Source organism: Dietzia sp. NCCP-2495 (assembly GCF_026011735.1).
GTDB lineage: Bacteria > Actinomycetota > Actinomycetes > Mycobacteriales > Mycobacteriaceae > Dietzia.
Window position 1 is genome coordinate 109,112 of record NZ_BRVN01000001.1, and the last position, 25,561, is coordinate 134,672.

General features: G+C 69.7%; 23 protein-coding genes. 5 read left to right on the forward strand and 18 right to left on the reverse strand.

What is annotated here, in order from left to right:
- Nucleotides 1-193 precede the first annotated feature (193 nt).
- The 5 genes from tkt to pgl are packed head-to-tail and all read left to right on the forward strand — an operon-like array spanning nt 194 to nt 6,661.
- Entirely contained in the window at nt 194-2,302 is a 2,109-nt protein-coding gene (gene tkt / locus OPF83_RS00515; protein ID WP_264885257.1) for a transketolase, read from the forward strand.
- Entirely contained in the window at nt 2,299-3,408 is a 1,110-nt protein-coding gene (gene tal / locus OPF83_RS00520) for a transaldolase (protein ID WP_264885258.1), read from the forward strand. The genes tkt and tal overlap by 4 nt, the downstream gene beginning before the upstream one ends.
- Nucleotides 3,405-4,979 carry a glucose-6-phosphate dehydrogenase gene (gene zwf, locus OPF83_RS00525; RefSeq protein WP_264885259.1) on the forward strand — a complete coding sequence of 525 codons (1,575 nt, stop codon included), beginning with the start codon at nt 3,405-3,407 and terminating at the stop codon, nt 4,977-4,979. Before tal ends, zwf begins: the two co-directional genes overlap by 4 nt.
- The gene (locus tag OPF83_RS00530) at nt 4,976-5,896 is read left to right on the forward strand and encodes a glucose-6-phosphate dehydrogenase assembly protein OpcA (RefSeq protein ID WP_375546182.1); all 921 of its coding nucleotides are present in this window, start codon (nt 4,976-4,978) and stop codon (nt 5,894-5,896) included. The genes zwf and OPF83_RS00530 overlap by 4 nt, the downstream gene beginning before the upstream one ends.
- A 42-nt stretch (nt 5,897-5,938) precedes the next feature.
- The gene (pgl, locus tag OPF83_RS00535) at nt 5,939-6,661 is read left to right on the forward strand and encodes a 6-phosphogluconolactonase (RefSeq protein ID WP_264885261.1); all 723 of its coding nucleotides are present in this window, start codon (nt 5,939-5,941) and stop codon (nt 6,659-6,661) included.
- A 234-nt stretch (nt 6,662-6,895) separates the two neighbouring features.
- Here pgl and secG read toward each other — a convergent pair whose 3' ends face one another.
- From secG to OPF83_RS00625, 18 genes are all read right to left on the reverse strand, one after another.
- Nucleotides 6,896-7,129 carry a preprotein translocase subunit SecG gene (gene secG, locus OPF83_RS00540; RefSeq protein ID WP_264885262.1) on the reverse strand — a complete coding sequence of 78 codons (234 nt, stop codon included), beginning with the start codon at nt 7,127-7,129 and terminating at the stop codon, nt 6,896-6,898.
- A gap of 128 nt (nt 7,130-7,257) precedes the next feature.
- Nucleotides 7,258-8,043: a triose-phosphate isomerase gene (tpiA, locus tag OPF83_RS00545; protein ID WP_264885263.1), complete on the reverse strand. Its 786-nt coding sequence runs from the start codon at nt 8,041-8,043 to the stop codon at nt 7,258-7,260.
- A 27-nt stretch (nt 8,044-8,070) separates the two neighbouring features.
- A complete protein-coding gene (locus OPF83_RS00550; RefSeq protein WP_264885264.1) occupies nt 8,071-9,288 on the reverse strand; it encodes a phosphoglycerate kinase in 1,218 nt (405 codons plus the stop codon).
- 142 nt (nt 9,289-9,430) lie between these two features.
- A complete protein-coding gene (gap, locus tag OPF83_RS00555) occupies nt 9,431-10,447 on the reverse strand; it encodes a type I glyceraldehyde-3-phosphate dehydrogenase (RefSeq protein ID WP_264885265.1) in 1,017 nt (338 codons plus the stop codon).
- A 123-nt stretch (nt 10,448-10,570) separates the two neighbouring features.
- Nucleotides 10,571-11,554 (reverse strand): DNA-binding protein WhiA, encoded by a 984-nt coding sequence (gene whiA / locus OPF83_RS00560; protein ID WP_264885266.1) that lies wholly within the window; start codon nt 11,552-11,554, stop codon nt 10,571-10,573.
- A complete protein-coding gene (gene yvcK / locus OPF83_RS00565; RefSeq protein ID WP_264885267.1) occupies nt 11,545-12,570 on the reverse strand; it encodes a uridine diphosphate-N-acetylglucosamine-binding protein YvcK in 1,026 nt (341 codons plus the stop codon). Before yvcK ends, whiA begins: the two co-directional genes overlap by 10 nt.
- A gap of 4 nt (nt 12,571-12,574) precedes the next feature.
- On the reverse strand, nt 12,575-13,462 hold the full coding sequence (gene rapZ / locus OPF83_RS00570; protein ID WP_375546189.1) for an RNase adapter RapZ: 888 nt from the start codon (nt 13,460-13,462) through the stop codon (nt 12,575-12,577).
- Nucleotides 13,452-15,512, reverse strand: a complete 2,061-nt coding sequence (uvrC, locus tag OPF83_RS00575) for an excinuclease ABC subunit UvrC (RefSeq protein ID WP_264885269.1) — start codon at nt 15,510-15,512, stop codon at nt 13,452-13,454. Before uvrC ends, rapZ begins: the two co-directional genes overlap by 11 nt.
- 6 nt (nt 15,513-15,518) lie before the next feature.
- Nucleotides 15,519-16,022 carry a PH domain-containing protein gene (locus OPF83_RS00580; protein ID WP_264885270.1) on the reverse strand — a complete coding sequence of 168 codons (504 nt, stop codon included), beginning with the start codon at nt 16,020-16,022 and terminating at the stop codon, nt 15,519-15,521.
- The gene (gene ribH / locus OPF83_RS00585) at nt 16,019-16,495 is read right to left on the reverse strand and encodes a 6,7-dimethyl-8-ribityllumazine synthase (RefSeq protein WP_264885271.1); all 477 of its coding nucleotides are present in this window, start codon (nt 16,493-16,495) and stop codon (nt 16,019-16,021) included. Before ribH ends, OPF83_RS00580 begins: the two co-directional genes overlap by 4 nt.
- Nucleotides 16,492-17,763, reverse strand: a complete 1,272-nt coding sequence (locus OPF83_RS00590) for a bifunctional 3,4-dihydroxy-2-butanone-4-phosphate synthase/GTP cyclohydrolase II (protein WP_309297730.1) — start codon at nt 17,761-17,763, stop codon at nt 16,492-16,494. Before OPF83_RS00590 ends, ribH begins: the two co-directional genes overlap by 4 nt.
- Before the next feature lie 75 nt (nt 17,764-17,838).
- Nucleotides 17,839-18,462, reverse strand: coding sequence for a riboflavin synthase (locus tag OPF83_RS00595; RefSeq protein WP_264885272.1), 624 nt, complete (start codon nt 18,460-18,462; stop codon nt 17,839-17,841).
- Complete coding sequence (gene ribD / locus OPF83_RS00600; protein WP_264885273.1) at nt 18,462-19,532, reverse strand: bifunctional diaminohydroxyphosphoribosylaminopyrimidine deaminase/5-amino-6-(5-phosphoribosylamino)uracil reductase RibD; 1,071 nt, start codon at nt 19,530-19,532, stop codon at nt 18,462-18,464. The genes OPF83_RS00595 and ribD overlap by 1 nt, the downstream gene beginning before the upstream one ends.
- A complete protein-coding gene (gene rpe / locus OPF83_RS00605) occupies nt 19,529-20,206 on the reverse strand; it encodes a ribulose-phosphate 3-epimerase (protein ID WP_264885274.1) in 678 nt (225 codons plus the stop codon). Before rpe ends, ribD begins: the two co-directional genes overlap by 4 nt.
- Before the next feature lie 29 nt (nt 20,207-20,235).
- Complete coding sequence (locus OPF83_RS00610; protein WP_264885275.1) at nt 20,236-21,582, reverse strand: RsmB/NOP family class I SAM-dependent RNA methyltransferase; 1,347 nt, start codon at nt 21,580-21,582, stop codon at nt 20,236-20,238.
- Between the two features lie 329 nt (nt 21,583-21,911).
- Nucleotides 21,912-22,865, reverse strand: coding sequence for a methionyl-tRNA formyltransferase (gene fmt / locus OPF83_RS00615; RefSeq protein WP_264885276.1), 954 nt, complete (start codon nt 22,863-22,865; stop codon nt 21,912-21,914).
- Nucleotides 22,866-22,867: 2 nt separating this feature from the next.
- Nucleotides 22,868-23,422 carry a peptide deformylase gene (gene def, locus OPF83_RS00620; RefSeq protein ID WP_264885277.1) on the reverse strand — a complete coding sequence of 185 codons (555 nt, stop codon included), beginning with the start codon at nt 23,420-23,422 and terminating at the stop codon, nt 22,868-22,870.
- A gap of 84 nt (nt 23,423-23,506) precedes the next feature.
- Nucleotides 23,507-25,552 carry a primosomal protein N' gene (locus OPF83_RS00625; RefSeq protein ID WP_264885278.1) on the reverse strand — a complete coding sequence of 682 codons (2,046 nt, stop codon included), beginning with the start codon at nt 25,550-25,552 and terminating at the stop codon, nt 23,507-23,509.
- Between the last annotated feature and the right edge of the window lie 9 nt (nt 25,553-25,561).

Sequence of the window (25,561 nt, forward strand, 5' to 3'; positions counted from 1 at the left end):
GGGGTCGAATCGTGCACCGTAACTCCTTGCCGCAGACGAAAACGCACTACGTTTCCTGATACTACGTGCCCACATCGGTGTCCGCGAAAGGGCGGGGGCGGGGACCGTACAACCCCGAGCTGGCTCGCCCACTAAGGTGGTTCATGACATGCGCGCGAGACCCGCGCCGCCCCTCGACCCGGGAGTACACCAAGTGACCAGCGCGTCGGAGATCACCGAGCTCACCACCGCCCGCCACCCGTCCGACTGGACCGAACTGGACACCCGCGCAGTCGACACCGCGCGTGTCCTCGCCGCCGAGGCCGTCCAGAACTGCGGAAGCGGCCATCCGGGCACCGCGATGAGCCTCGCGCCTCTGGCCTACACCCTGTACCAGCGGGTCATGCGCCATGACCCCTCCGATCCCCGCTGGATCGGCCGTGACCGATTCGTCCTGTCCTGCGGTCACTCGTCGTTGACCCAGTATGTCCAGCTCTACCTCGCCGGATTCGGCCTCGAGCTCGAGGACCTCAAGGCCCTCCGCACGTGGGGGTCACTTACCCCGGGGCACCCGGAGTGGAAGCACACGGACGGCGTCGAGATCACCACCGGCCCGCTCGGACAGGGACTGGCCTCTGCGGTCGGTATGGCGATGGCGGCACGCTACGAGCGCGGGCTGTTCGACCCGGACACCCCCGCGGGCAAGAGCCCGTTCGACCATTTCATCTACGTCGTGGCCTCGGACGGGGATCTCCAGGAGGGAGTGACCTCCGAGGCGTCGTCGCTCGCCGGCACCCAGCAGCTGGGCAACCTGATCGTGGTGTACGACGACAACGAGATCTCGATCGAGGACGACACCCGAATCGCGTTCAATGAGGACGTCGCGGCCCGCTACGAGGCCTACGGGTGGCACGTCCAGACGGTGAACGGCGGCGAGGACGTGGCAGCGATCGAGGAGGCGATCGCCGACGCACGAGCCGTCACGGACAAGCCGTCGATCATCGTCCTCCGCACGATCATCGCCTACCCGGCGCCGAACGCGATGAACACCGGCGCCGCGCACGGTGCCGCGCTGGGCCAGGACGAGGTCGACGCCGTCAAGGAGGCCCTCGGCATGGGTGGCACCGAGCCGTTCACCATCGAGGACGAGGTGATCGCCCACACCCGTGCGGCCCGCGACCGCGGCGCCCGCGTCCACGCGCAGTGGAGCGACATGTTCCACGCCTGGGCCGAGGCGAACCCCGAGGGTAAGGCCCTCTTCGACCGGCTCTACTCCGGCGTGCTCCCCGAGGGGTGGGACGCCGACCTGCCGACCTGGGAGGCCGACCCCAAGGGCGTCGCGACCCGTAAGGCCTCCGCCGAGGCCATCCAGGCCCTCGCGGCCACGCTCCCGGAACTGTGGGGCGGTTCCGCCGATCTCGCCGGATCCAACAACACCCCCATCAAGGGCGCTGACTCGTTCGGCCCCACGTCGATCACCACCGACACGTGGACCGCCTCCCCCTACGGGCGGAACCTGCACTTCGGTGTTCGCGAACACGCGATGGGCGCGATCCTCAACGGCATCGCGCTCCACGGCCCCACCCGCCCGTACGGCGGGACGTTCCTCATCTTCAGCGAGTACATGCGCCCGGCCGTCCGGCTGGCCGCGCTCCAGGGCAGCAACGCCTACTACGTGTGGACCCACGACTCGATCGGTCTGGGCGAGGACGGCCCGACCCACCAGCCGGTCGAGCAGCTCGCGGCGCTGCGCGCGATCCCGGGGCTGGCGATCCTCCGTCCGGCCGACGCCAACGAGACCGCCGCCGCCTGGCGGGCGATGCTGGAGGCGCTCGACGGTCCCAAGGGGCTGTGTCTGACCCGGCAGAACGTGCCCGTGCTCGAGGGCACCGCGCAGCTCGCCCGTGAGGGTGTCGAGCGGGGCGGTTACGTCCTCGCCGAAGCGTCGACGGGTACCCCCGAGGTGATCCTCATCGGCACCGGTTCCGAGGTCCAGCTCGCCGTCGCCGCCCGCGACGCGCTGGAGGCCGAGGGGGTGCCGACGCGGGTCGTGTCGATGCCCTGTGTCGAGTTCTTCGACCAGCAGGACGCCGAGTACCGCGAGTCGGTGCTGCCGAGCAGCGTCCGCGCGCGGGTCTCGGTCGAGGCAGGTATCGCGATGCCGTGGCACCGCTTCATCGGGGACGCCGGTCGAGCGGTCTCGCTCGAGCACTTCGGAGCGTCGGCGCCCTACCAGACCCTGTACACCGAGTTCGGCATCACGGCAGACGCCGTTGCCACCGCAGCCCGCGAGTCGCTCGCGGCTTCGACCGGGGAGGCATGATGACCAACGCCAATCTCGCCGCGCTCAGCGCAGCCGGGGTATCGGTCTGGCTCGACGACCTGTCACGCCAGTTGATCGCCTCGGGTGAGCTGGCCTCGCGCATGTCGACGTATTCCGTCGTGGGCGTCACGACCAATCCGGCGATCTTCCAGTCCGCGCTGAAGGACTCCTCGGCGTACTCCACCGCGTTGACCGAGGCGGTCTCGGCGGACCGCGACGTCGACGCCGTGGTGCGTGCGCTCACCACCGCCGACGTCCGTGACGCCTGTGACGTCCTGGCCGGGGTCTACTCCTCGACCGACGGCGTCGACGGCCGTGTCTCCCTCGAGGTCGACCCCCGTCTGGCTGACGAGACGGAGGCGACCATCACCCAGGCCGTCGAACTCTCGGGCGTCGTCGACCGTCCCAACGTCATGATCAAGATCCCGGCCACCGCCGCCGGACTGCCCGCGATCTCCGAGGTGATCGGGCGGGGTATCGATGTCAACGTGACCCTCATCTTCTCGGTCGACCAGTACCGGAAGGTCGCCCAGGCGTACCTCACGGGCCTCGAGCGTGCTGCCGAGGCGGGCCACGATCTGTCGACGATCCACTCGGTGGCGTCGGTGTTCGTCTCTCGTCTGGACTCAGAGATCGACTCGCGCCTGCCCGGCGACTCCGCGCTCCGCGGCAAGGCGGGCCTCGCCAACGCTCGCCTGTGCCAGGAGGTCTACGACGAGGTCTTCGACACCGCGGGTCGCTTCGGGCCACTAGCCGAGCGCGGCGCCCGGCCCCAGCGCCTGCTCTGGGCCTCGACCGGGGTGAAGGACCCGGCGTACCCGGACACCCTGTACGTGACCGGCCTCGTCACGCACGGAACGGTCAACACCATGCCCTTCGCCACGATCGAGGCCTTCGCCGACCACGGTGTCCTCGAGGGAGACACGGTTCGTGGTTCGGCAGCGGCCTCGCATGACACCCTCGACGCGCTCCGTGCGGAAGGGATCGACCTGGACGAGGTCTTCGCCCTCCTGGAACAGCAGGGCGTGGAGAAGTTCGTCACCGCATGGGATGACCTGCTCGCGACCGTGCGGACGCGTATCGACGAGATTCCGGCAGGACAGTGAGCGACGCGGGTCGCGGGCGTCGCAACGGGGAGGCCGGCACGGAGAACGCCGTACCGACCAATCCGCTCCGCGATCCGCGGGATCGTCGGCTCCCGCGGATCGCTGGTCCCTCGGGACTGGTGATCTTCGGTGTGACCGGTGATCTGTCCAAGAAGAAGCTGATCCCCGCCGTCTACGACCTCGCCAACCGGGGTTTGTTGCCGCCCGGCTTCTCGCTGATCGGATTCGGCCGTCGGAAATGGTCCCACGAGGAGTTCGCAGATTTCGCGCGCGAGTGCGCGCGGGAGAAGGCCCGGACGCCGTTCCGTGAGGACGTGTGGGACCAGCTCGCGGCGGGACTGCGGTTCGTCACCGGAACGTTTGACGACGACGAGGGGTTCACCCGCCTGGCGGCGCAGCTGTCCGCACTGGAGGCGGAACGCGGTACCGCCGGCAACTATGCCTTCTATCTGTCGATTCCCCCAGACGACTTCCCCACCGTCTGCCGTCACCTCGACACCACCGGCTGCACCACGGGGCCGGACGGCTCGTGGCGGCGCGTCGTGATCGAGAAGCCGTTCGGTCACGACCTGGAGAGCGCTCGCGAACTCAACGACGTCGTCGGCGCGGTGTTCCGCGAGGACTCGGTCTTCCGGATCGACCATTACTTGGGCAAGGAAACTGTCCAGAACATTCTGGCTCTCCGCTTCGCCAACCAACTGTTCGAGCCCGTGTGGAACGCCAATCATGTCGACCACGTGCAGATCACGATGGCGGAGGACATCGGTCTGGGTGGCCGTGCCGGGTACTACGACGGGATCGGCGCTGCCCGCGATGTCATCCAGAATCACCTCATCCAGCTGATGGCACTCGTGGCCATGGAGGAACCGACCGATTTCTCGGCGGCCGCGCTCCGCGCGGAGAAGACCAAGGTCCTCGAGTCCACGTCACTGGCTCTCCCCATATCCGAGACCGCCGCTCGTGGCCAGTACGCGGACGGATGGCAGGGGTCCGAGCACGTGGCGGGCCTGACGGAGGAAGAGGGCTACGACCCGTCCTCGACCACGGAGACCTACGCCGCGATCACTCTCGAGGTCCACAACCGGCGTTGGGCGGGGGTCCCGTTCTACCTCCGGACCGGGAAGAGACTCGGCCGACGGGTCACCGAGATCGCTGTCATGTTCCGCCGGGCGCCCCATCTGCCGTTCGATACCACCATGACGCAGGAACTCGGTCAGAACGCCCTGGTGATCCGGGTCCAGCCGGACGAGGGTGTGACGTTGCGGTTCGGGTCCAAGGTGCCTGGAACCGCGATGGAGGTCCGCGACGTCAACATGGACTTCGCCTACGGCGAGGCGTTCACCGAGTCCTCCCCCGAGGCCTATGAGCGGCTCATCCTCGACGTCCTTCTCGGCGAACCGTCACTGTTTCCCGTCTCCCGCGAGGTCGAGCTCAGCTGGATGCTGCTCGATCCGGTGCTCCGGGAGTGGGAGTCGCAGGGCACCCCTGAGAAGTACCAGGCCGGCACGTGGGGCCCCAGGGGCGCCGACGAGATCCTTGCCCGGAGCGGCCGAGCGTGGAGGCGACCGTGATCATCGAACTTCCCGACACCTCGACCAGGGACATCTCCAAGAGGCTCGTGCAGATCCGCGAGGAGGCCGGCCTCAGCACGATCGGACGCGTCCTCACCCTCATCGTCGTCACCGACCACGTCCGTGGCAGCGAGTCGGCGATCAACGCCGCCAACGAGGCCAGTCGGGAGCACCCGTGCCGAGTGATCGTGGTGATCAGGGGTCGGCGCTCCGACGCGGACCGGTTGGACGCGCAGATCCGCGTGGGTGGCGACGCGGGTGCCGCCGAGGTGGTGGTGCTGCGGACAGCCGGTGCGCTGGCCTCTCAGTCCGCCTCGATCGTCACTCCCCTGCTTCTCCCCGACACACCTCTGGCGGTCTGGTGGCCACGGCACGCGCCCACGAAGCTCGCGGACGACCGGGTCGGGAGACTGGCCCGCCGAAGGATCGTGGACTCGGACGCCGAGGGGCATCCGACAGACGCACTCGCCAAGCGTGCGGCCGGCTACTCGCCGGGCGACACGGACCTGGCGTGGGCGAGGATCACTCACTGGCGGTCGCTCCTCGCGGCGACACTGGACCGCCCCCCGTACGAGCCGATCACCGCGGCCACTGTGTGTGGTCCCGAGGCGGCGGCCTCCGTAGACCTCGCGGGCGGTTGGCTGGCGTCGCGTCTGGGGATCGACGTCAACCGCGCCGTCGGTCCGTCGATGGTGGTGCTCGAGCGGGCGTCGGGATCAATCGTCCTCCGGCAGCTCAGTGCCACCGCGGCGGAGCTCACCATCACCGGACAGGCGACCACCCGCGTGGCCATCGTCGGGCGGAGTGTCGCCGACTGCCTGGCCGAGGAGCTGCGGCGCATGGACACGGACGGCGTCTACGCGGAGGCGCTGGCGGGACTCGAGCGAGTCATCTACACCTCGGCATCCGTCCGCTGACCTACGGCACTGAAGCCGGACACCCACAGGAACGGAGTACCGATGTCACAGATTCTCCACCACGTGCACGCGGATGTCGACGCGCTCGCCACCGCGGCGGCACAGGCGATCGAGGGGCACCTCACCGAGCGCATCGCGTCGAATGGTCGGGCGGTCCTCGCCCTGACCGGCGGGAGCGCCGGGGTCAAGACCGCGGCCGCGCTAGCCGAGACGGACATCGACTGGGGCAGGGTCACCGTATACTTCGGTGACGAGCGCTTCGTCCCGGCCGACGATCCCGAGCGGAACGACGGCCAACTCGACGCCGCCCTCCTCGACCGACTGGGCGATCGTCCCACCGTGCATCGCTGGCCCGCACGCTCCGATGACATGTCGGATGTCGACCGAGCGGCGGCGTCTTTCCTCGCGGACGTGGCACTGCCCGCCAGCGAGCACGAGATCTTCGATGTGACGATCCTCGGAATGGGGCCGGAGGGGCACATCGACTCGATCTTCCCGCACACGCCGGCGGTCGCCGAGACCGAGTCTCTCGCCGTGGGCGTGCGGAACTGTCCCAAGCCGCCTCCCGAGCGCATGACGTTCACCCTTCCGGCGGTGCGTCGCTCGCGGCACGTCATCGTCGTGGCGACGGGTGAGGGCAAGGCCGAGGCCGTGGCCAACGGCGTCGGCGGGGCGGACCCCACCGAGTGGCCCGTGGCGGGCGCTGTCGGCACGGTCTCGACCACCTACCACCTCGACGGACCCGCGGCATCGCGCCTGACCTGACACTGCTCGTCGCTCGCCGCCCGCCGCTCGACGTTCACAGATCACCACGCGACGATCACTGCTCGGCGATCACCTTTCGACCCACGCGAAGAAGAGTGAGAACGAGAAGCGGGGTGAGGGGGCAGAACTAGAAACGGGGTGTGTCCCCTACCGGTGAGGTAGGAGACACACCCCGTTCTCCGTGTGCGCGACTACCGCGCGAGCACCCGAGTGGGCCGTGGAGATCGTGGAAGGTCAGCTGAAGCGGACCACGAGTCCGACCGCGACGATCGCGATGAGCCAGAGCACCGCCACGATGATCGTCACCCGGTCGAGGTTGCGCTCGACGACGCTCGAACCCGACAGGCTGGACTGGACACCGCCACCGAAGAGTGACGACAGGCCACCACCCTTACCGCGGTGCAGCAGGATGAACAGCATCAGCAGCAGGCTGGAGATGATGAGGAAGATTTCCAGGGCGAGCTTCATGAAAGGGATCGTGCCTCACGTCAGTCAGTCGGTCGGATGTCGACCGCTACAGCCTACCCGGTCAGGTGGCAGGCGCGAATCCCGGCGCGCCCCGACATCGCGGTCGGGGCGCGCCGGGCAGGGTCGGATCAGGGCAGCGGGCCGCCGGCGGCGATCGCCGAGAGCTGGGCGAACTCGTCGGGCTTGAGCGAGGCCCCGCCCACGAGCCCGCCGTCCACGTCGGGCTGCTCGAGGAGCTCACCCACGTTGGACGCGTTGACGCTGCCGCCGTAGAGCACACGCATCTTCTCTGCGGTCTCCGCGTCCGCCAGTTCGGCGAGGGCGGACCGGATCGCGCCGCAGACCTCCTGGGCGTCGGCAGCGGAGGCCGTCTTGCCCGTGCCGATGGCCCAGACCGGCTCGTAGGCGATCACGGTGTCGGCGAGCTGCTCGGTGGTGAGCCCCTCCAGTGACCCCTTGAGCTGGGTGACCACGAAGTCGACGTGGTCGCCCGCCTCGCGGACGTCGAGCTTCTCGCCCACGCAGACGATCGGCACGAGGCCGTGCTCGTGGCACGCGGCCGCCTTCTGCGCGACGAGCTGATCGGTCTCGGCGTGGTAGTCGCGTCGCTCGGAGTGCCCCACCACGACGTAGGTGCAGCCGAGCTTGGCGAGCATCGACGCGGACACCTCACCGGTGTAGGCACCGGAGGCGTGGACGGAGACGTCCTGGGCGCCGTAGGCGAAGCCGAGCTTGTCGCCCTCGATCACGATCTGGACGCCGCGGATGTCGGTGAAGGGCGGGATGAACGCCACGTCGACCTTCTCGAGGTACTTCTCGGGCAGGGCGAAGGCAACCTTCTGCACGAGCGCGATGGCCTCGAGGTGGTTGAGGTTCATCTTCCAGTTGCCGGCGATGAGCGGGGTGCGTGCCATTTTCTCTCCTGTGGTGGACGGGCCGGATCAGTTGGTGCGCTCGAGCGCGGTGACGCCGGGCAGTTCCTTGCCCTCGAGGTACTCCAGGGACGCTCCGCCACCGGTGGAGATGTGGGAGAAGTTCTCCTCTCCCAGGCCCAGTGTGCGGACCGCGGCGGCGGAGTCGCCGCCGCCGACAACGGAGAACGCGCCGTCAGCGGTGGCGGCGATGATGGACTCGGCCACTCCCCGGGTGCCGGCGGAGAACGCCTCGAACTCGAACACGCCCATCGGTCCGTTCCAGAACACGGTCTTCGCGACCGACAGCTTCTCGGCGAACGCGGCGACCGACGCGGGGCCGATGTCCAGACCCATCTTCCCCTCGGGGATGGCGTCGGCGGGAACGGTGGAGTGCGGCGCGTCGGCGGCGAAGCCGTCCGCTGCCACCACGTCCACGGGAAGGCTGATGACGTCACCGAACTTGGCGAGCAGGTCCTTGCAGGTGTCGATCATCTCCTCCTGCAGGAGGGACGCGCCCACGCCGTGGCCCTGGGCGGCGAGGAAGGTGAAGCACATGCCGCCGCCGATGACGAGCGTGTCGACCTTCGGCGCGAGCGCCTCGATGACGGCCAGCTTGTCGGAGACCTTCGATCCGCCGAGCACGACCGCGTACGGACGCTTCGGGTCGCCGGAGAGGTTTGCCAGCACGTCGACCTCGCTGGAGACCAGGTCGCCGGCGTACGCGGGGAGGAACTTGGCCACGTCATAGACCGAGGCCTGGGCGCGGTGCACCACGCCGAATCCGTTGGAGACGAACGCGCCGTCTTCACCGACGAGAGAGGCCAGCTCGGCGGCGAACTCGGCGCGCTCGGCCTCGTCCTTGCTGGTCTCGCGGGGATCGAAGCGGACGTTCTCCACCAGCAGCACGTCGCCCTCGGTCAGTCCGTTGGCACGCTCGCGCGCGTCGGACCCCACGACGTCACCGGCGAGCTGCACGTAGCGGCCCAGATCGTCGCCGAGCTTCGCGGCGACGGGGGCGAGGGAGAACTCGGGATCCACCTTGCCGCCCGGGCGTCCGAGATGGGCGGTGATGACGAGCGCGGCACCGGCGTCGAGCAGTGCGTTGAGGGTGGGCAGTGAGGCCGTGATCCGGCCCGCGTCGGTGATCGTGTCACCGTCGAGCGGGACGTTGAGGTCACAGCGGACGAGGATCTTGCGACCGTCGACGCCGGCCTCGAGCAGGTCGGAGAGCGTGCTCACTGCCATGGGGTGGACTCCTGTGGGGATATGCGGTGGTGGTGGATTCTTCGAGGATGTCGTGATGCCACACCGGGCCCGGTCGGGACGCGTGGTGCGTCCGGGACCGGGCCCGGTGGTCGTGCTGGTGTCGTCAGGACCCGGAGGTCACTCAGAGCGACTTGCCGACGAGGCCGATGAGGTCGGCGAGGCGGTTGGAGTAGCCCCACTCGTTGTCGTACCAGGAGGCGATCTTGATCTGGCCGTCGATCGCCTTGGTCAGCGGCGCGTCGAAGATCGACGAGTGAGGATCGGTGACGATGTCGGAGGAGACGATGGGATCCTCCGTGTACTTGAGGATGCCCTTCATCGGGCCCTCGGCGGCGGCCTTCACGGCGGCGTTGACCTCGTCGACCGAGCCCTTCTTCTCGAGCTCGACCGTGAGGTCGGTGAGCGAGCCGGTGGGCAGCGGTACGCGAACGGCATAGCCGTCGAACTTGCCCTTGAGCTCCGGGAGGACCAAGGCGACGGCCTTGGCGGCGCCGGTCGAGGTGGGGACCATGTTGAGCGCGGCGGCGCGGGCACGACGGGGGTCCTTGTGCGGGGCGTCGAGCAGGTTCTGGTCGGCGGTGTACGCGTGGACCGTGGTCATGAGGCCCTTGATGATGCCGAACTCGTCGGAGAGGACCTTCGCGACCGGCGCGAGGCAGTTCGTGGTGCAGGACGCGTTGGAGATGATCGTCTGCGAGCCGTCGTACTGGTCGTCGTTGACGCCCATAACCACGGTGAGGTCCTCGCCCGAGGCGGGAGCCGAGATGATGACCTTCTTCGCGCCGCCCTCGAGGTGGCCGCGTGCCTTGTCGGCGTTGGTGAAGATGCCGGTGGACTCGACGACGACGTCGACGCCGTAGTCGCCCCACGGCACTGAGGCGGGCCCTTCCTTGACGGCCAGGGCACCGATCTTGGTGCCGCCGACGGTCAGCGAGTTGTCGTCGAAGCTGACGTCCTTGCCGAGGCGACCGAGCGTCGAGTCGTACTTGAGGAGGTGAGCGAGCATGTCGTTCGTGGTGAGGTCGTTGACGGCCACGATCTCGATGTCCGTCTTGCCCTCGGCCTTGAGTGCCTCCACCGCGCGGTAGAAGTTGCGGCCGATACGTCCGAATCCGTTAATGCCTACGCGCACGGTCACTTCGATATCTCCTTGATTGGTGGTGCGACAACGCTGGACGTCGCCGGGGACGCTGAGCGCCCGGGACGTGACCCAGACTACCTGGGGACCGGAATCTGCCGTGCATGGTGCTCCGGCGTGTGATCAGGCGTCGTCCAGCATGTCCTCGGTGACGACCGACTCGGTGTCCGGGATCCCGATCTCGGCGGCCTTGCGGTCCGCCATGGACAGCAGGCGACGAATCCGGCCGGCGACCGCGTCCTTCGTCATGGGCGGGTCGGCGAGTTGACCGAGCTCCTCGAGCGAGGACTGGCGGTGCTGGACGCGTAGTTCGCCCGCGGCGAGCAGGTGGTCCGGGACGTCCTCGCCGAGGATCTCCAGCGCACGTTGGACACGGGCCGCGGCGGCGACGGCCGCTCGTGCGGACCGGCGGAGGTTGGCGTCGTCGAAGTTGGCGAGCCGGTTCGCGGTGGCCCTCACCTCGCCGCGTGAGCGGCGCTCCTCCCACACGTCGCGGGTGGTCGTGGCCCCCATCCGTGCCAGCAGGATGCCGATCGCCTCGCCGTCCCGGAGGACGACCCTGTCCCCTCCCCGGACCTCCCGTGCCTTGGCGGTGACGCCGAGACGACGCGCAGCTCCCACCAGTGCCATGGCGGCCTCGGATCCGGGTGCCGTGACCTCGAGTGCCGAGGACCGTCCGGGTTTGGTGAGCGAGCCGTGGGCGAGGAAGGCCCCGCGCCAGGCCGCCTCGGCGGCGGCGACCGGACCGCCCACTACTGCGGCCGGCAGGCCTCGAACGGCACGACCGCCGTTGTCGACCAGTCCGAGTTGCCGCGCGAGGTCCGCGCCACGGTCGATGACACGGAGGACGAACTTCCGGGCGGTACGTCCGCCGGATCCCCCGATCGGGTGCACTTCGCACGCCACCCCGAACAGTGAGTCCAGTTCGCCCGCGAGACGGTCGACGATGTCGCCGGAATCCACCTCGGCCTCGATCACGAGTCGACCGGACAGGACCTGGAGCGTCCCCGCGAACCGCAGGAGGGTGGAGACCTCCGCCTTCCTGGTCTCGGTGGTCCCGACAGGGACACGCACCAGTTCGGATTTGACCTGGGCGGTCAGCGACACTCCGTGCTCCTTCGTCCGTTACGTCTGTCGCCCGCGCTCGCGGGCATCACGTCGGCCAGCGCCCTGGCCAACTGAGTCGGGTCATGGACCGCACTCATGGTCCCATCCTCGCCGGTCCGGGCGATCTCCGAGGTGTGGACCCTGGCGCCGAGTCCGGCGGCGGCCCGCTCGAGGTGCTCGCGCTCGGTTCCGCTCAGCGGCATCCGCGAATCGACCAGGACGGCGTCGAAATCGATCGCGGGTGCGTGCTGTCGCAGCACGTGGAGATGCTGCTCGGCAGAGAACCCGGCGGTCTCCCCCGGCTGTGGGGCGAGGTTGAGAACCAGCACCTTGGTGGCCCGGGTCCGGGCCAACGAGTCGGCGATCTCCTTGATGAGCACGTTCGGGATGACGCTGGTGAACCACGACCCCGGGCCCAGCACGACCAGATCGGCGGCGTCGATCGCGGAGACGACACCGTCGGCGGCGGGCGGGTCGGGCGGGATCAGCCGGACCCGGCGCACCCGACCGGGGGTCGTGGCCACCGCGACCTGGCCGATGATCGTCCGCACCACGCGTGGATCGGCCTCGAGTCCCACGACCTCGGCGGCGATGTCGAGTGCGACCGGGGACATGGGCAGGACCCGTCCGGTCGCGCCGAGCAGCGACGCCAGGGTGTCGAGCGCCTCGAGGGGGTCACCGAGGAGCTCCCAGAGTCCGGCGAAGACGAGGTTGCCCACCGCGTGCCCGGCGAGCGCGCCGGTTCCGCCGTACCGGTGCTGGAAGAGCCGGGTCAGCAGTTGATGGTCGTCATCGGTGGCGGCGAGGGCGCACAGTGCCATCCGCAGGTCTCCCGGCGGGAGGATCTGCAGCTCGCGGCGGAGCCGTCCCGAGGAGCCCCCGTCGTCGGCCACCGTCACCACCGCCGTGACATCGCGGGCCACCAGGCGCGCCGCGCGCAGCGTGGCCGACAAACCGTGCCCGCCGCCGAGGGCGACCAGGGAACCGATCCGGGGTTCGTTCTCGTCCGTCGACACCGCGTCACTCCCGACCGAGGTCGCGGTGCCGGATGTGGACGTCGACCGAACCGAGGCCGGAGAGCCGGCCGGCGAGGGCCTCGGTGATCGCGACGCTGCGGTGCTTGCCGCCGGTGCAGCCGACCGCGATCGTCATGTAGCGCTTGCCCTCACGGCGGTAGCCGTGCATGGCCAACCGGATCATCGTCTCCGCTGACCGCAGGTACTCCTCGATCGAGTCGTCGGCCATGACGTAGTCGCGGACGGGTTTCTCGCGGCCGTTGTGCGGCTGGAGCTCGGGTACCCAGTGCGGGTTCGGGAGGAACCTCATGTCGAGCAGCATGTCCACGTCGACGGGAACCCCGTACTTGAACCCGAACGACTCGACGGTGAGGTGGAAGTCGAAGCCCAGGTCGCCGAAGGGGGTCTCGAGTCGGTGCCGGAGGTCGTGGACGTTCAGGGCGGAAGTATCGACGACGACGTCGGCACGCCCTCTGATCCCCTCCAGGATCCGACGTTCCCGCTCGATCCCGTCGATGAGTCCGCCGCCGGACTGCAGCGGATGCGAGCGACGCACATTGTTGAAGCGGCTGACGAGCGCCTCGTCCGAGGCGTCGAGGAAGAGGATGCGGGCGTTGGGATCGCCGTCGACACGCGCGACCAGGTCGTCGATGTGGGTATCGAAGCCGATGCTCCGGGTGTCCACGACCACGGCGAGCCGATCGGGCTGGTCCTCCGTGTTCCCGAGGCCGGTGAGGAACTCGTCGAGGAACGACAGCGGCAGGTTGTCCACCACGTACCATCCGAATTCCTCCAGCACCTTGGAGGCAGTGCCCTTGCCCGCACCGGACATTCCGCTGATCAGGAGCAACTCACGGGCTTCGGTGCTGTCCACCATCGCGTCACCTCGCATCGTCTGGGCCACCCTCGTCCTGTCCGGTCGAGTCTGTCACGTCCGGGCCCGGGGCGTCCGGGGTCCCGCCACCCAACACCGATCTGATCGACGCCGCGACTCCGGGGCCGATCCCCGGGACCGCGCACAGTTCGTCGACGGTGGCGGCCCGGAGCGCGGAGACGGTCGGGAACGCCTCGCTGAGCGCGGCACGGCGGGTGGGGCCCAGGCCGGGCACGTCGTCGAGCACCGACGTGGTCATCCGCTTGGACCGCGCACCGCGGTGGGCGCGGATCGCGAACCGGTGTGCCTCGTCGCGGAGGCGCTGCAGGAGGAACAGGCCCTCGCCGTGGCGCGGGAAGATGACCGGGAACTCCTCCCCCGGTATCCAGATCTCCTCCAGGCGCTTGGCGATGCCGATCACCGGCACGTCCGTGACCCCCAACTCGGCGAGAACCTCGGATGCCGCCTCGACCTGGGGGCGTCCCCCGTCCACCACGAACAGCTGCGGCGGGTAGGCGAACCGGCGCCGTGGCGTGGACGCCTGATCGGCATCGGACTCGTCGTCGACCGGCCCGTCCGTCTCGTCCGGGGTGAGCGCGGGGTCCTCGTGGTGGCGCCGGAACCGCCGGCGTGTCACCTCGGCGATGCTCGCCACGTCGTCGGAATGCCCGTCACCCGCCGCGTCCCGGATCCGGTAGAGGCGGTAGTCGCTCTTCCGCGGGATGCCGTCCTCGAACACCACGAGCGAGGCCATCACGTCGGTGCCCTGGATGTGCGAGATGTCGACACATTCGATGCGCAGGGGCGCCGTCTCCAGGTCGAGGTTCTCCTGGATCTCCTGGAGTGCGGCGGACCGGGCCGTGAGGTCGCCACTCCGCCGGAGTTTGTGTTGGGTCAACGCCTCGACGGCGTTGCGGTGGACGGTCTCGGCGAGAGCCCGCTTGTCCCCCCGCTGCGGGATCCGGAGGGAGACCTTCGACCCACGCAGCCCGGAGAGCCAGTCGGTGAGCTCGTCGGAATCCTCTGGGAGCGCGGGCACCAACACCTCGCGGGGAACGGCCGCCGCGATATCCGCCGTCTCGGCGGCGCCGGCCAGATCCGCCTCCCCGCCGTAGAACTGCGCGAGATAGTCCGAGACGACACCGGGTATCGCCTTCTGCGCGTCGAAGTGCCCCTCGTCGTCGACCCCGTGGGCGTGTTCCACCACCCACCCGCGCTGTCCGCGGATCCGTCCGCCGCGCACGTGGAAGACCTGGACCGACACCTGCAGTTCGTCGGCCTCCACGCCCACCACGTCCGCGTCGGTCCCGTCGCCGAGCACCACCGCCTGCTTCTCCATGGCGCGGCGCATCGCCTCCAGATCGTCCCGCAGGCGGGCGGCGCGCTCGAAGTCCAGGTCCGCCGAGGCCTCGAGCATCTGCTTCTCGATGCGGCGCATCATCGGGTCCGTCCGCCCGGCGAGAAAGTCGATCAACTCGTCCACGATCACGCGGTGCTCGTCCGGGGTGACCCGGCCGATGCACGGTGCCGCGCACTTGTCGATGTAGCCGAGCAGGCAGGGCCGGCCCAGTTGGGCCTGACGCTTGTAGACACCGGCGGAGCAGGACCGCACCGGGAAGACCCGCTGGAGAGTGTCGAGGGTGTCGCGGATTGCCCAGGCGTGCGAGTACGGACCGAAGTAGCGGGTCCCGGGCCGACGCGGACCGCGGTAGACGAACGCCCGCGGGATCTCCTCGCCGACGGTCACCGCGAGGAGGGGGTACGTCTTGTCGTCGCGGTACCGGACGTTGAACCGCGGATCGTATTTCTTGATCCACGTGTACTCGAGCTGCAGTGCCTCAACTTCTGTAGAGACCACCGTCCACTGGACGCCGGCGGCAGAGGTGACCATCTGCCTGGTCCGCGGGTGGAGCAGCGTCAGGTCGGCGAAGTACGACCCGAGTCGACTGCGGAGGTTCTTGGCCTTCCCGACGTAGATGACCCGGCCGTGCTCGTCACGGAACCGGTAGACCCCCGGCTCCGTGGGGATGGAACCGGGGGCCGGGCGGTAGGTTCGCGGATCGGCCACGGTGGCTCAGCGGTCGGCGACGGACTCGGGATCGGCCGCCGACGGCTTGTAGGACCCCACGACCTCGCGCAGCCGCGCCATCGCCGTGACCCCCTCCGCGCCGTCGAAGGTCTGGATCGCCCACAGCCCGACGTGCTCGTACGCGGGTAGCTCGAGCCGCGGGAAGTAGCTGGAGCGGGGGAAGGTCAGGCCCACCACGTCGGTCCAGTCCCACACCCGTGACCGCAGTGGACCGGTCACCTCGACCCCGGCCGCACCAGCGCGGACACGGATCCGGAGGAGGGTGAGGAGCACGCCGGCGACGATGAACCCGATGACGACGAACGCGAACTGGTCCGCCGCGCCGATCGTCACGCCCGTGTCACCCTTCACGAGGATAACGGCCCAGATGACGTGGACGATGACGGTCAGGACCGCCAGGGCGATCACGACCTTCCGCATCTTCCGGGGGCGGTGGTCGAAGTCCCAGGTGGTGTCCTCGGCGTCTGAGCCGACCAGGGGCGCGCTCATCGTGCGGTCCGCAGGTCGCGGAGGACGAGCGCGGCTCCGAGAGCCGCCGCCACGGCCTCGCCGCCCTTGTCCTCGGAGGCGCCCTCGTGACCGTCACGGTCCAGGGCCTGCTCCTCGTTCTCCGTGGTGAGCACGCCGTGTGCCACCGGGGTCGCCTCGTCCAGTGCGATCCGGGTGAGTCCGTCGGTCACCGACTGACAGACGTAGTCGAAATGCGCGGTCGAGCCGCGGATGACCACGCCGAGGGCCACGACGGCGTCGTGGGTGCGCGCGAGCTCCTGGGCGACGACCGGCAGCTCCACCGCCCCCACCACCCGGGCGACCGTCGCAGACGCGCCCGCCGCCTCGGCGACCGCGAGTGCCCTAGTGAGCAGCTGCTCGGAGATCGCGTCGTGCCATGTCGACGCCGCGATACCGATCCTCAGTCCGCGGGCGTCGGGGATCACCAGATCCGGCCTGCCGCTGCCGCTCATCGCTGGTCCTCTCCGTGGTCGTTCGTCGCGGACCCGTCGGCGCCGGGCGCCTCGTCGAGTCCTTCCAGCAGGTGGCCCATGCGGTCGCGCTTCGTCCGCAGGTACCGCAGGTTCTCCGGTGTGACGAGGGTGGGGGTCGGCACCCGCTCCACCACCTCCACCCCACCGGCGCGCAGCGCGTCGGCCTTGGCGGGGTTGTTGGTCATCAGTCGGACGCGGTTCACACCGAGGTCGCGCAGGATCTGGGCGGTGAGGCTGAAGTCGCGCGCGTCCGCGGGCAGGCCCAGGTCGAGGTTCGCGTCGATAGTGTCCAGGCCCTCGTCCTGGAGTTCGTAGGCGCGGAGCTTCTGCACGAGTCCGATCCCCCGACCCTCGTGGCCGCGCATGTACACGACGATGCCGCGACCTTCGGCGCAGATCGCCTCCACGGCGGCATCGAGCTGGGGCCCGCAGTCACAGCGGAGAGAATGGAAGACGTCGCCGGTCAGACACTCGGAGTGCACGCGGACGGTCACCGGTTCGTCGCCGGAGATGTCGCCGGCGACCATCGCCACGTGCTCCACGCCCTCGAGTACGTCGCGGTATCCGTGCGCGATCATGGTCCCCGACGGGGTGGGGATCCTGGCGGCGGCCTCGTGGACCACCTGGACCTCGTGCGCGCGTCGCCAGGCCTGGAGCGCCTCGATGGTGATCATCGCGAGGCCGTGCTCGTCGGCGAAGCGCCGGAGCTCGGGGGTGCGAGCCATGGTCGTGGGGTCCTCCTCGGAGACGATCTCGCAGATCACGCCCGCCGGGCGGAGACCCGCGAGCCGCGCGAGGTCGACGGCGGACTCGGTGTGGCCGGGCCGGGTGAGCACGCCGCCGGCGCGGGCGCGCAGCGGGACGACGTGTCCGGGTCGGGTGAAATCCCCGGGAACAGTCTCGGCCGAGGCGAGCAGCTGCGCGGTACGAGCCCGGTCGGCTGCCGAGATGCCGGTCGTTATGCCATTGCGGGCGTCGACGGTGACCGTGTAGGCGGTGTCGTGCCGGTCCTCGTTGATCGCCCGCATCGGCGGCAGGTCCAGGCGGAGGCAGTCCTCGGCCTCGAGGGCCACGCAGACATAGCCCGAGGAGTACCGGACCAGGAAACCCATCAGCTCGGGGGTGGCGAGCTCGGCAGCAAAGATCAGGTCGCCCTCGTTCTCGCGGTCCTCACTGTCGACCACGACAACGGCGCGTCCCGCCGCGATGTCGGCGATCGCGCGATCGATACCGTCGAAGATGGTCACTGCTTCGGGTTCTCCTGTGTTCACCGGTGGCCCGGGCGGTGGCCACGGGCGCGAATCCAAGTATGGCGCATCACCTCAGGTGGGCTGACCACCGCGTCCACCGAGGAGACGCTCGACGTACTTGGCCAGGACATCCACCTCGAGGTTGACGGGGGCGCCCGCGGTCAGGTCGCCGAGCACGGTGGCCTCGAGGGTGGTGGGGATCAGCGACACCTCGAACCACGGTTCGGCGTCCGACTCGCCGCTCACCGCCGACACGGTGAGTGAGGTACCAGAGACCGTGATGGACCCCTTCTCCACGACATACCGCTGCAGGTCGGCAGGCAGTGAGATGCGCACGACGTGCCAGTGCTCGTGCTCGACCCGGCTGATCACGACGCCGGTGCCGTCGATGTGGCCCTGGACGATGTGTCCGCCGAACCGGGCGTCCGCCCGCATCGCCCGCTCGAGGTTGACCTTGTCCCCCGGCGCGAGTGCGCCGAGTGCCGTGCGGTCTAGTGATTCCGCCATCACGTCCACGTCGAAGGTGGCGCCGGGGACGAACTCGGTGACGGTCAGGCAGACACCGTTGACGGCGATCGAGTCCCCGTGGCCCGCATCGGAGGTCACCAGCGGTCCCCGGATCCGCAGGCGCGCCGAGTCGCCCAGCCTCTCGACGGTCTCCAGCGTGCCCAGTTCCTCAACGATCCCGGTGAACATCAGCGGGTCCCTTCCGTCGGTGCGATCAGTCGAATGTGGACATCGGTGCCCAGTGTGGTGGTCTCGGCGACGCTGAACCGGTGCGCGTCGAGCAGCGTCGCGACTCCGGCGTCGTCAACGGCCGACCGTCCGGCCCCGAGGACGAGCGGCGCGATGTAGGCGTCGACCTCGTCCACCAGACCGGCGGACAGGAAGGCCCCGGCCAGACGCGGCCCTCCCTCGACCAGGACTTGCTGCACGTCGCCCAGCATCTCGAGTGCGGCCCGGGGGTCGCGCGTGGCCAGGTGTCGGAACCGGTCATCGGTGCCGCGCACCGACGCGTCAGGGGGAACCGGGGTAAGTCCCATCACCGCGCGCAGCGGTTGGCGGGCGGCCGGGGATCCGTCGTCCCGGCGGGCGGTCAGTGCGGGGTCGTCGGCGGTGAGGGTCCCGGAGCCGACGACGACGACGTCGACCTCCTGGCGTCGCGCGTGCGCGTGACGCCTCGACCCGGGTCCCGTGATCCACATGCTCGTCCCGTCGGCCGCCGCGACGCGGCCGTCGAGGCTGGCCGCGTACTTCCAGGTGACGAGCGGTCGGCCGTGAGATCGTCTGTGCAGCCACGCCTTGAGCGGGCCGCTACGGGCGGCGGCCACCTCGTCGTCGTCGCCCTGATCCACATCGACGCCCGCACGTCGCAGGGTCCCGGCTCCGCCCGCGGCGTCGGCGGTCGTGTCGGGCACCGCGTACACCACCCGCGCGATCCCCGCCGACAGTATCCGGGCGGTACAGGGCCCCGTCCGGCCCTGGTGGTCGCACGGTTCCAGGGTCACCACGATCGTCCCGTGACGGGCCCGCGTACCGGCCTCGTCGAGCGCGACGACCTCCGCATGGCGTCCCCCCGGGGCCTCGGTCGTGCCCCGGCCCACGACGCTGCCGTCCGCGTCGAGTACCACGGCGCCGACCGGTGGGTTGGGGGTCGAGACGCCGAGCGACGCACGGGAGAGGGCGATGGCCTCGGCGAGCGCCGCACGCTCCCGCCCGCGTCGATCGTTCGCCTGGCCGGTGCTGGCCGGGCCGGGGGTGGTCACGCCCGCGCGTCCAAGGCCTCCGCGCGTAGGGCCTGGACCATCGCGTCGGGCTCGGGCGCCCCGTAGACCGCGGAGCCGGCGACGAACACGTCGCATCCCGCCTCCGCGCACGCGCCGATGGTCGTGGCGTCGACACCACCGTCGATCTGGATGAGCACGTCGAGGCCGCGGCGATCGATCTCCGCGCGCAGCGTGCGCACCTTGTCGAGGACATCGGGCATGAACTTCTGACCGCCGAAACCGGGCTCGACGCTCATGACGAGCACCAGGTCCACGTGGTCGAGCAGGCCGAGGTACGGCTCGACCGGGGTGCCCGGCTTGACCGAGACACCCGCCCGGCAGCCCTTCGAGTGCAGGAGGTCCGCAACGGACGCCGGATCGTCGGTCGCCTCGACGTGGAAGGTGACGCTGTACGCGCCGGCGTCCACGTAGTCGCCGACCCAGCGGGCCGGGTCCTCGATCATGAGATGGCAGTCCATCGGCGTGTCGGTGACCGCGGACACGGCCTTGGCAACCGGCGCGCCGAACGAGAGGTTGGGCACGAAATGGCCGTCCATCACGTCCACGTGGATCCAGTCCGCGGAGGGGATCCGCGCGATCTCGCGGTCCAGTCGGGCGAAGTCGGCGGAGAGGATCGAGGGCGCGATCAGCGGCTGGTACGACATGGATTCCATTCTAGGGGGCTGTTCAATGCGGGGGCTGATCACACGGTCGGACGCAGTGCCGCCATGAACATCGCGTCGGTGCCGTGACGATGCGGCCACAGTTGCACCCACGGCCCGTCCCCCAGTCCCCCGAGGGGCTCGACGCAGGCGTCCGCGAGGATCTCGCGGACGTCGAGCATCTCCACGTCGTCCCGCCGCGCGGCCTCGCGCACCACGGAGACGGTCTCGGACAGATGCGGGGAGCAGGTCGCGTACAGGACCACCCCGCCCGGACGCACCAGGCGCAATGCCGAGCCGAGCAGTTCCCGCTGGAGCGCGACCAGGTCGGGGATATCCGACGGCGCCTTACGCCACCGGGCCTCGGGACGGCGGCGCAGGGCGCCGAGACCCGAGCACGGCGCGTCGAGCAACACCCGGTCGAATCCCGGATCCAGTCCGGAGTCGCGGCCGTCGAGGGTGTGCACCGTGACGGGGAGGTCACCGGTTGCGCCCCGGACCAGGTCCGCACGGTGGGTGGACACCTCCACGGCGTCCACCCGGGCGCCCTCGGTGTCCGCCAGGGCGCCGAGCATGACGGCCTTCCCACCCGGGCCGGCGCACAGGTCCAGCCACCGGCCCGAGTCCTCACCCACCACCGGTGCGCGGGCCGCGGCGAGCGCCACCAACTGGCTCCCCTCGTCCTGGACGGTCGCCATCCCTTCCCGGACAGGATCGAGCGCGCCCGGGTCCCCGGATTCCAGATGGACCGCGTACGGGGAGGCCTTTCCCTCGCGGCCCCCGGTGATCAGCGCCAGTTCCTCACCGGTGATCACTCCGGGACGGGCGGCGAGGTGGACCTTGGGTCGGGCGTCATCGGCGGCGAGGAGCTCGGGCAGTTCGCTCGCGGCGGACCCGAGGGATTCAGCGAATGCGCGGGCGATCCATTCGGGGTGTGCCGTTCCGATCGCCAGGCGGGCGACCGGGTCTTTCACGCCCTCCCGGAGTGCGTCCAGCCAGCCGGCGGTATCGCGGGCCGAGATCTTGCGGAGCACGGCGTTGACGAACGCGCCCGCGCGCCCCAGTCCCGCCGTCCGAGCGGCCTCCACACTGGTGTCGACGGCCGCGTGGGCGCCGATCCTGGTGAACAGCAGCTGGTAGGCACCCAGACGCATCACGTCCAGCACCGGTGGATCGATCTCGTCCACCGGCCGCGACGCCACCAGCGTGATGACGCGATCGAGCAACCCCTGGGTCCGGAGCGTTCCGTAGGTGAGCTCGGTGGCCAGGGCCGAGTCCCGCGCATCGAGCTTCGCGCGCCTGAGCTCCGCCGGCAGGGCCAGGTTCGCGTACGCCGAACGCTCGCGCACCGCCGTCATGACGGCCAGCGCGACGGCGCGCGCATCCATAGGCGGCGCCTTGTGGGAGGTGTTACGACCGTCGCCGCCCTGTCGGCGTTGCTGACCGGAGTTGCCGCTACGGGTATTCCGGTCCCGAGTGCTGGCGCCCCGAGAGTTTCCGCTGCGGGTAGTGCCCCCGCGAGGGTTTCCACCACGGGAGCTCGACCCACGGGCAATTGCGCCACGGGAGTTCCCGCCACGGGTGCTGCCTCCCCGGGTATCTCCGCCCCGTGAGTCCCCACGCCTGTCGTTCCCGTTGCGGGAGGAGCTTCCCCGCCGACCGCGTTCGCCGTCGTGTTCACGGTCCCGGTCAGAGTGACGGCCTCGATCGTCGGAACTCATTCGAACGCCGTCCCTGCCTCGATGCGGGCGCCTCGGACCCATTCGAGCGCGTTCATCATCTTCTTGCCCACTGGTTGCAAATGCTCCACCTTGAGCGGTGTCGATGCTGTACCCACGAGGAAGGTCTTCTTCCCCCAGCGGATGTGCCCCGGAGGCAACGCCAGACCTGGTTCCACAGCGTCGATCTCGGACTGCTCGGCAGGGCGGGCCGACCCGATCTTGACCCGGTCTCCGCCCAGGGTCGTCCACGCCCCGGGAGCCGGGGTGACGGACCGGATATGACGATCTACTGCCACAGCGGGGTCCGACCAGCGAATCCGGGCGTCGTCCACGGTGAGCTTGCCCGCGTAGGACACACCGTCCGTTGTCTGGGGTTCGGCTCGGAGGTGACCCACCTCGAGGCCGTCGAGGGTTGCGAGCAGTAGACCCGCGCCGGCCTCTGAGAGGCGGGTGAGCAGATCCCCCGCGGTGTCGCGGGGCCGGATCGTCTCGGTCATCGTGCCCAGCACCGGGCCCGTGTCCATTCCCTCGTCGAGGCGGAACGTCGTGGCACCCGTCATCTCGTCGCCGCTGGCGATGGAGGCGTTGACCGGAGCCGCTCCACGCCACGCGGGCAGTAGCGAGAAGTGAAGGTTGATCCAGCCGTGCGTCGGAATGTCGAGGACCGACCGTGGGACGAGGTGACCGTACGCAACCACCGGCGCGGCGTCCGGGGCCAGCTCGCGCAGGCGCTCCGCGAACTCGGGATCGCGGGCATTCGGCGGGGTGAGGACCTCGATCCCGGCCGCGTCGGCGGCGGACGCCACGGGGCTTCGCGAGAGATTCCTGCCCCGCCCCGTCCGCGCGTCAGGCCTCGACACCACCGCGACGACCTCGTGGCGATCACTGTCGATGAGTGCTTTCAATGACGGCACCGCGACACCGGGGGTTCCTGCGAAGACGACCCTCATCGTCACTTCACCCCCATCGGGTCGGAGAGATGCTCGTGAATGACCCCGGCGCTGATGGCGGCGCTCCCGAACCAGGAGGCAGCCCGAATCTCGGACATAGCCGACCGGCGGGCCTCCGGCGTCAGTCGCTGCAGGAACAACACCCCGTCCAGGTGGTCCGTCTCGTGCTGGACCGCCCGCGCGAGGATGCCCTCTGCGTCAAAGGAGACCGGATTGCCGTACATGTCCTGCCCGCGTGCGCGCACCCTCGCGAACCGCTCGGTCGGCTCGGTGATGCCGGGGATGGACAGGCATCCCTCGTTCACGTGGGTCTTCTCGTCGTCCAACGGCTCCCATTCCGGGTTCACCAGGTGGCCTTCACGCCCGCCACAGTTGTAGACGAACACGCGGATGGACAGACCGATCTGGGGTGCGGCCAGTCCCGCGCCCTCTTCGTGTACGACGGTGTCCGTGAGGTCGGCGACGGCCCGCTCCAACCTGTCATCGAACTTCGTGACGGTGTCGGCCGGGGTCCGGAGGACCGGATCACCGAAGAGCCGGACGGGGAGGACGGGCATGTGGATCTGGTCTCCTAGCGCGCGGTTTCCGGGATGGCAGTTCATTCTAGTTCGTCATCCGGGCACTGCCGTGCGACGGGCGCATCAGCCGATGTTGACCGGGTCGAGGCGCACCCGGAGGGGGTGTGTTCCGCGACGGCCCGACCGGCTGACGATGAACGCGTGTAGTTCGGACGCGACCTCGCCGACCTGTGGCGGCGGTACGCGGAGCAGGACTCGCTCAGGGTCTTCGACCTCGGAGTGGCCCGGCAACTCCTCGCCCGGGGGAAGATCGACCGGGCCCAGTACTTCGACCCGCTCGATGAGCCGGAAACCCTCGAGGAATTCCGCAAGTGACGCGGCGGGCCCGTCGACGGCGAACATGTGCACCGCTGGGGGGAACCCCACCTCAGAGCGATCCGCCAGTTCCCGTTCGGCCCAGCCCTGTGGTGACCACCGGACAAGTGCCTGGGCGACCGGTGATTCGGAATCGGCAGAGAGGAAGACCTTCCCGCCCTCACTCGCGGGGCGTACGAGACTCGCGGCTCCGATCCACAATCGCAGGGCATTCTGCACGGCACGGAGGTCCGGTCTGCTCAACAGCGCCCACGAATCGAGCAGTAACGCCGCGCCGTATCCCCCGGTCGCAACCGGCTCGGCACCCGGTGTCGACACGACTATCGCGGGTTCCGCGGGGACGGTGTCGAGGATGTCCCCGCCCCCGCTGGTGCGCACCCTGATCCCGGGAAACATCCGCCCGAGCTCCTCGGCCGTCCGGCCGGCTCCCACCACACCCGCTCGCAGGGCCCTTGATCCACAGTCCACGCAGCGATAACTGGTCTCCGGCACGCCACACCAGCCGCAGGCGAGGTCGACGGGACCGTAGACGGCATCCATCCGACCGGCTCTGATCGGACCGTTGCACCGTCGACACCGTGCAGGTGAACGACACGTGCCGCACAACAGTGTCGGGATGTACCCCTTTCGAGGTACCTGCACGAGCACCGGCGCGTCGACGTCGATGGACTCGCGAGCCATCGTCAGGGCCACTGCCGGAAGCCGGGTGCGGCCGCCGGCGACATCCCGGGCCTGGGCCGGATCAGAGTCCGTCACCGCAATCACTCTCGGGGCCAGCTCTCGGATGAGCCCCGGCCTGGGGCTCACCTCATGGGCCCACCCCCGCCGCACGTATTCCGCGACCTCGGGAGTGCGGTCGACGGAGCTGAACAGGAGCGGGGTGCCGTCAAGGACGGACCGCTGGACCGCGACGTCACGTGTGTGTGGGTACGGCGCCCGGGGCTCGACATAGGACTCGTCGCCGTCGTCGTGGAGAATTATCAGGCCCAGCTCCGGAAGCGGCGCGAACACGGCGCTCCGTGTCCCCACGATGATCCGGGCGTGACCTCTGATCCCTCGAAGCCACCGGCGGTACCGGGCGGACGGACCCACGCTCGCTGACAACTCGGTCACGAGATCGCGTGCAGCGGAGCCACCACCGACTGCGTCTCGACAGGCCTCGGCGAGACGGTCGACATCGCGTTGGTCCGGAACGATGAGGAGGACCTGCAACCCTCTCCTACGGACCGAGTCGGCCAACGCTGCCAGCGACACCGCCCAGTCACGACCCGGTGGTACCGTCCACACCGCACGCGCGGGCAGGCCGGCGGTGGTCGCTTCCAGGAACCGCGCGACCATCGGATGGTCGTCCCATCCTCGCGGCAGTTCAACCGGACCGACGCCCACCCCGACTGGCGGTTCCGTATCCGGTACCGACTTCTCCGCGGCGGCGTGCCGTGGCGGGATGGCGAGACGAAGGACATCCGACCGCATTCCCACCCACCGTCTGGCGACGACCTCCACGAGCCGGAGCAGCGCAGGGGTCAGCACGGCCTCGGACGACACGACCCGCTCGACCCAGGCGAGGTCTCCCCGGTGGCCGGACTCGGAGGCACGCCCGACGATGAATCCGTCGACCAGCCGGCCCGCGAACCGGACCCGTACACGCGTCCCGGGAACGGCCTCTTCGGACAGGGTCTCCGGCACCTGATAGTCGAATTCCCGGTCCAGATGCGGCACCCCGAGCAACGGCAGAACCCGGGCCACCGGGGCATTCGCCGCGGGGACCCGGGTCGCTGGCCGAGTTGTCGTCACGCCCGGGAT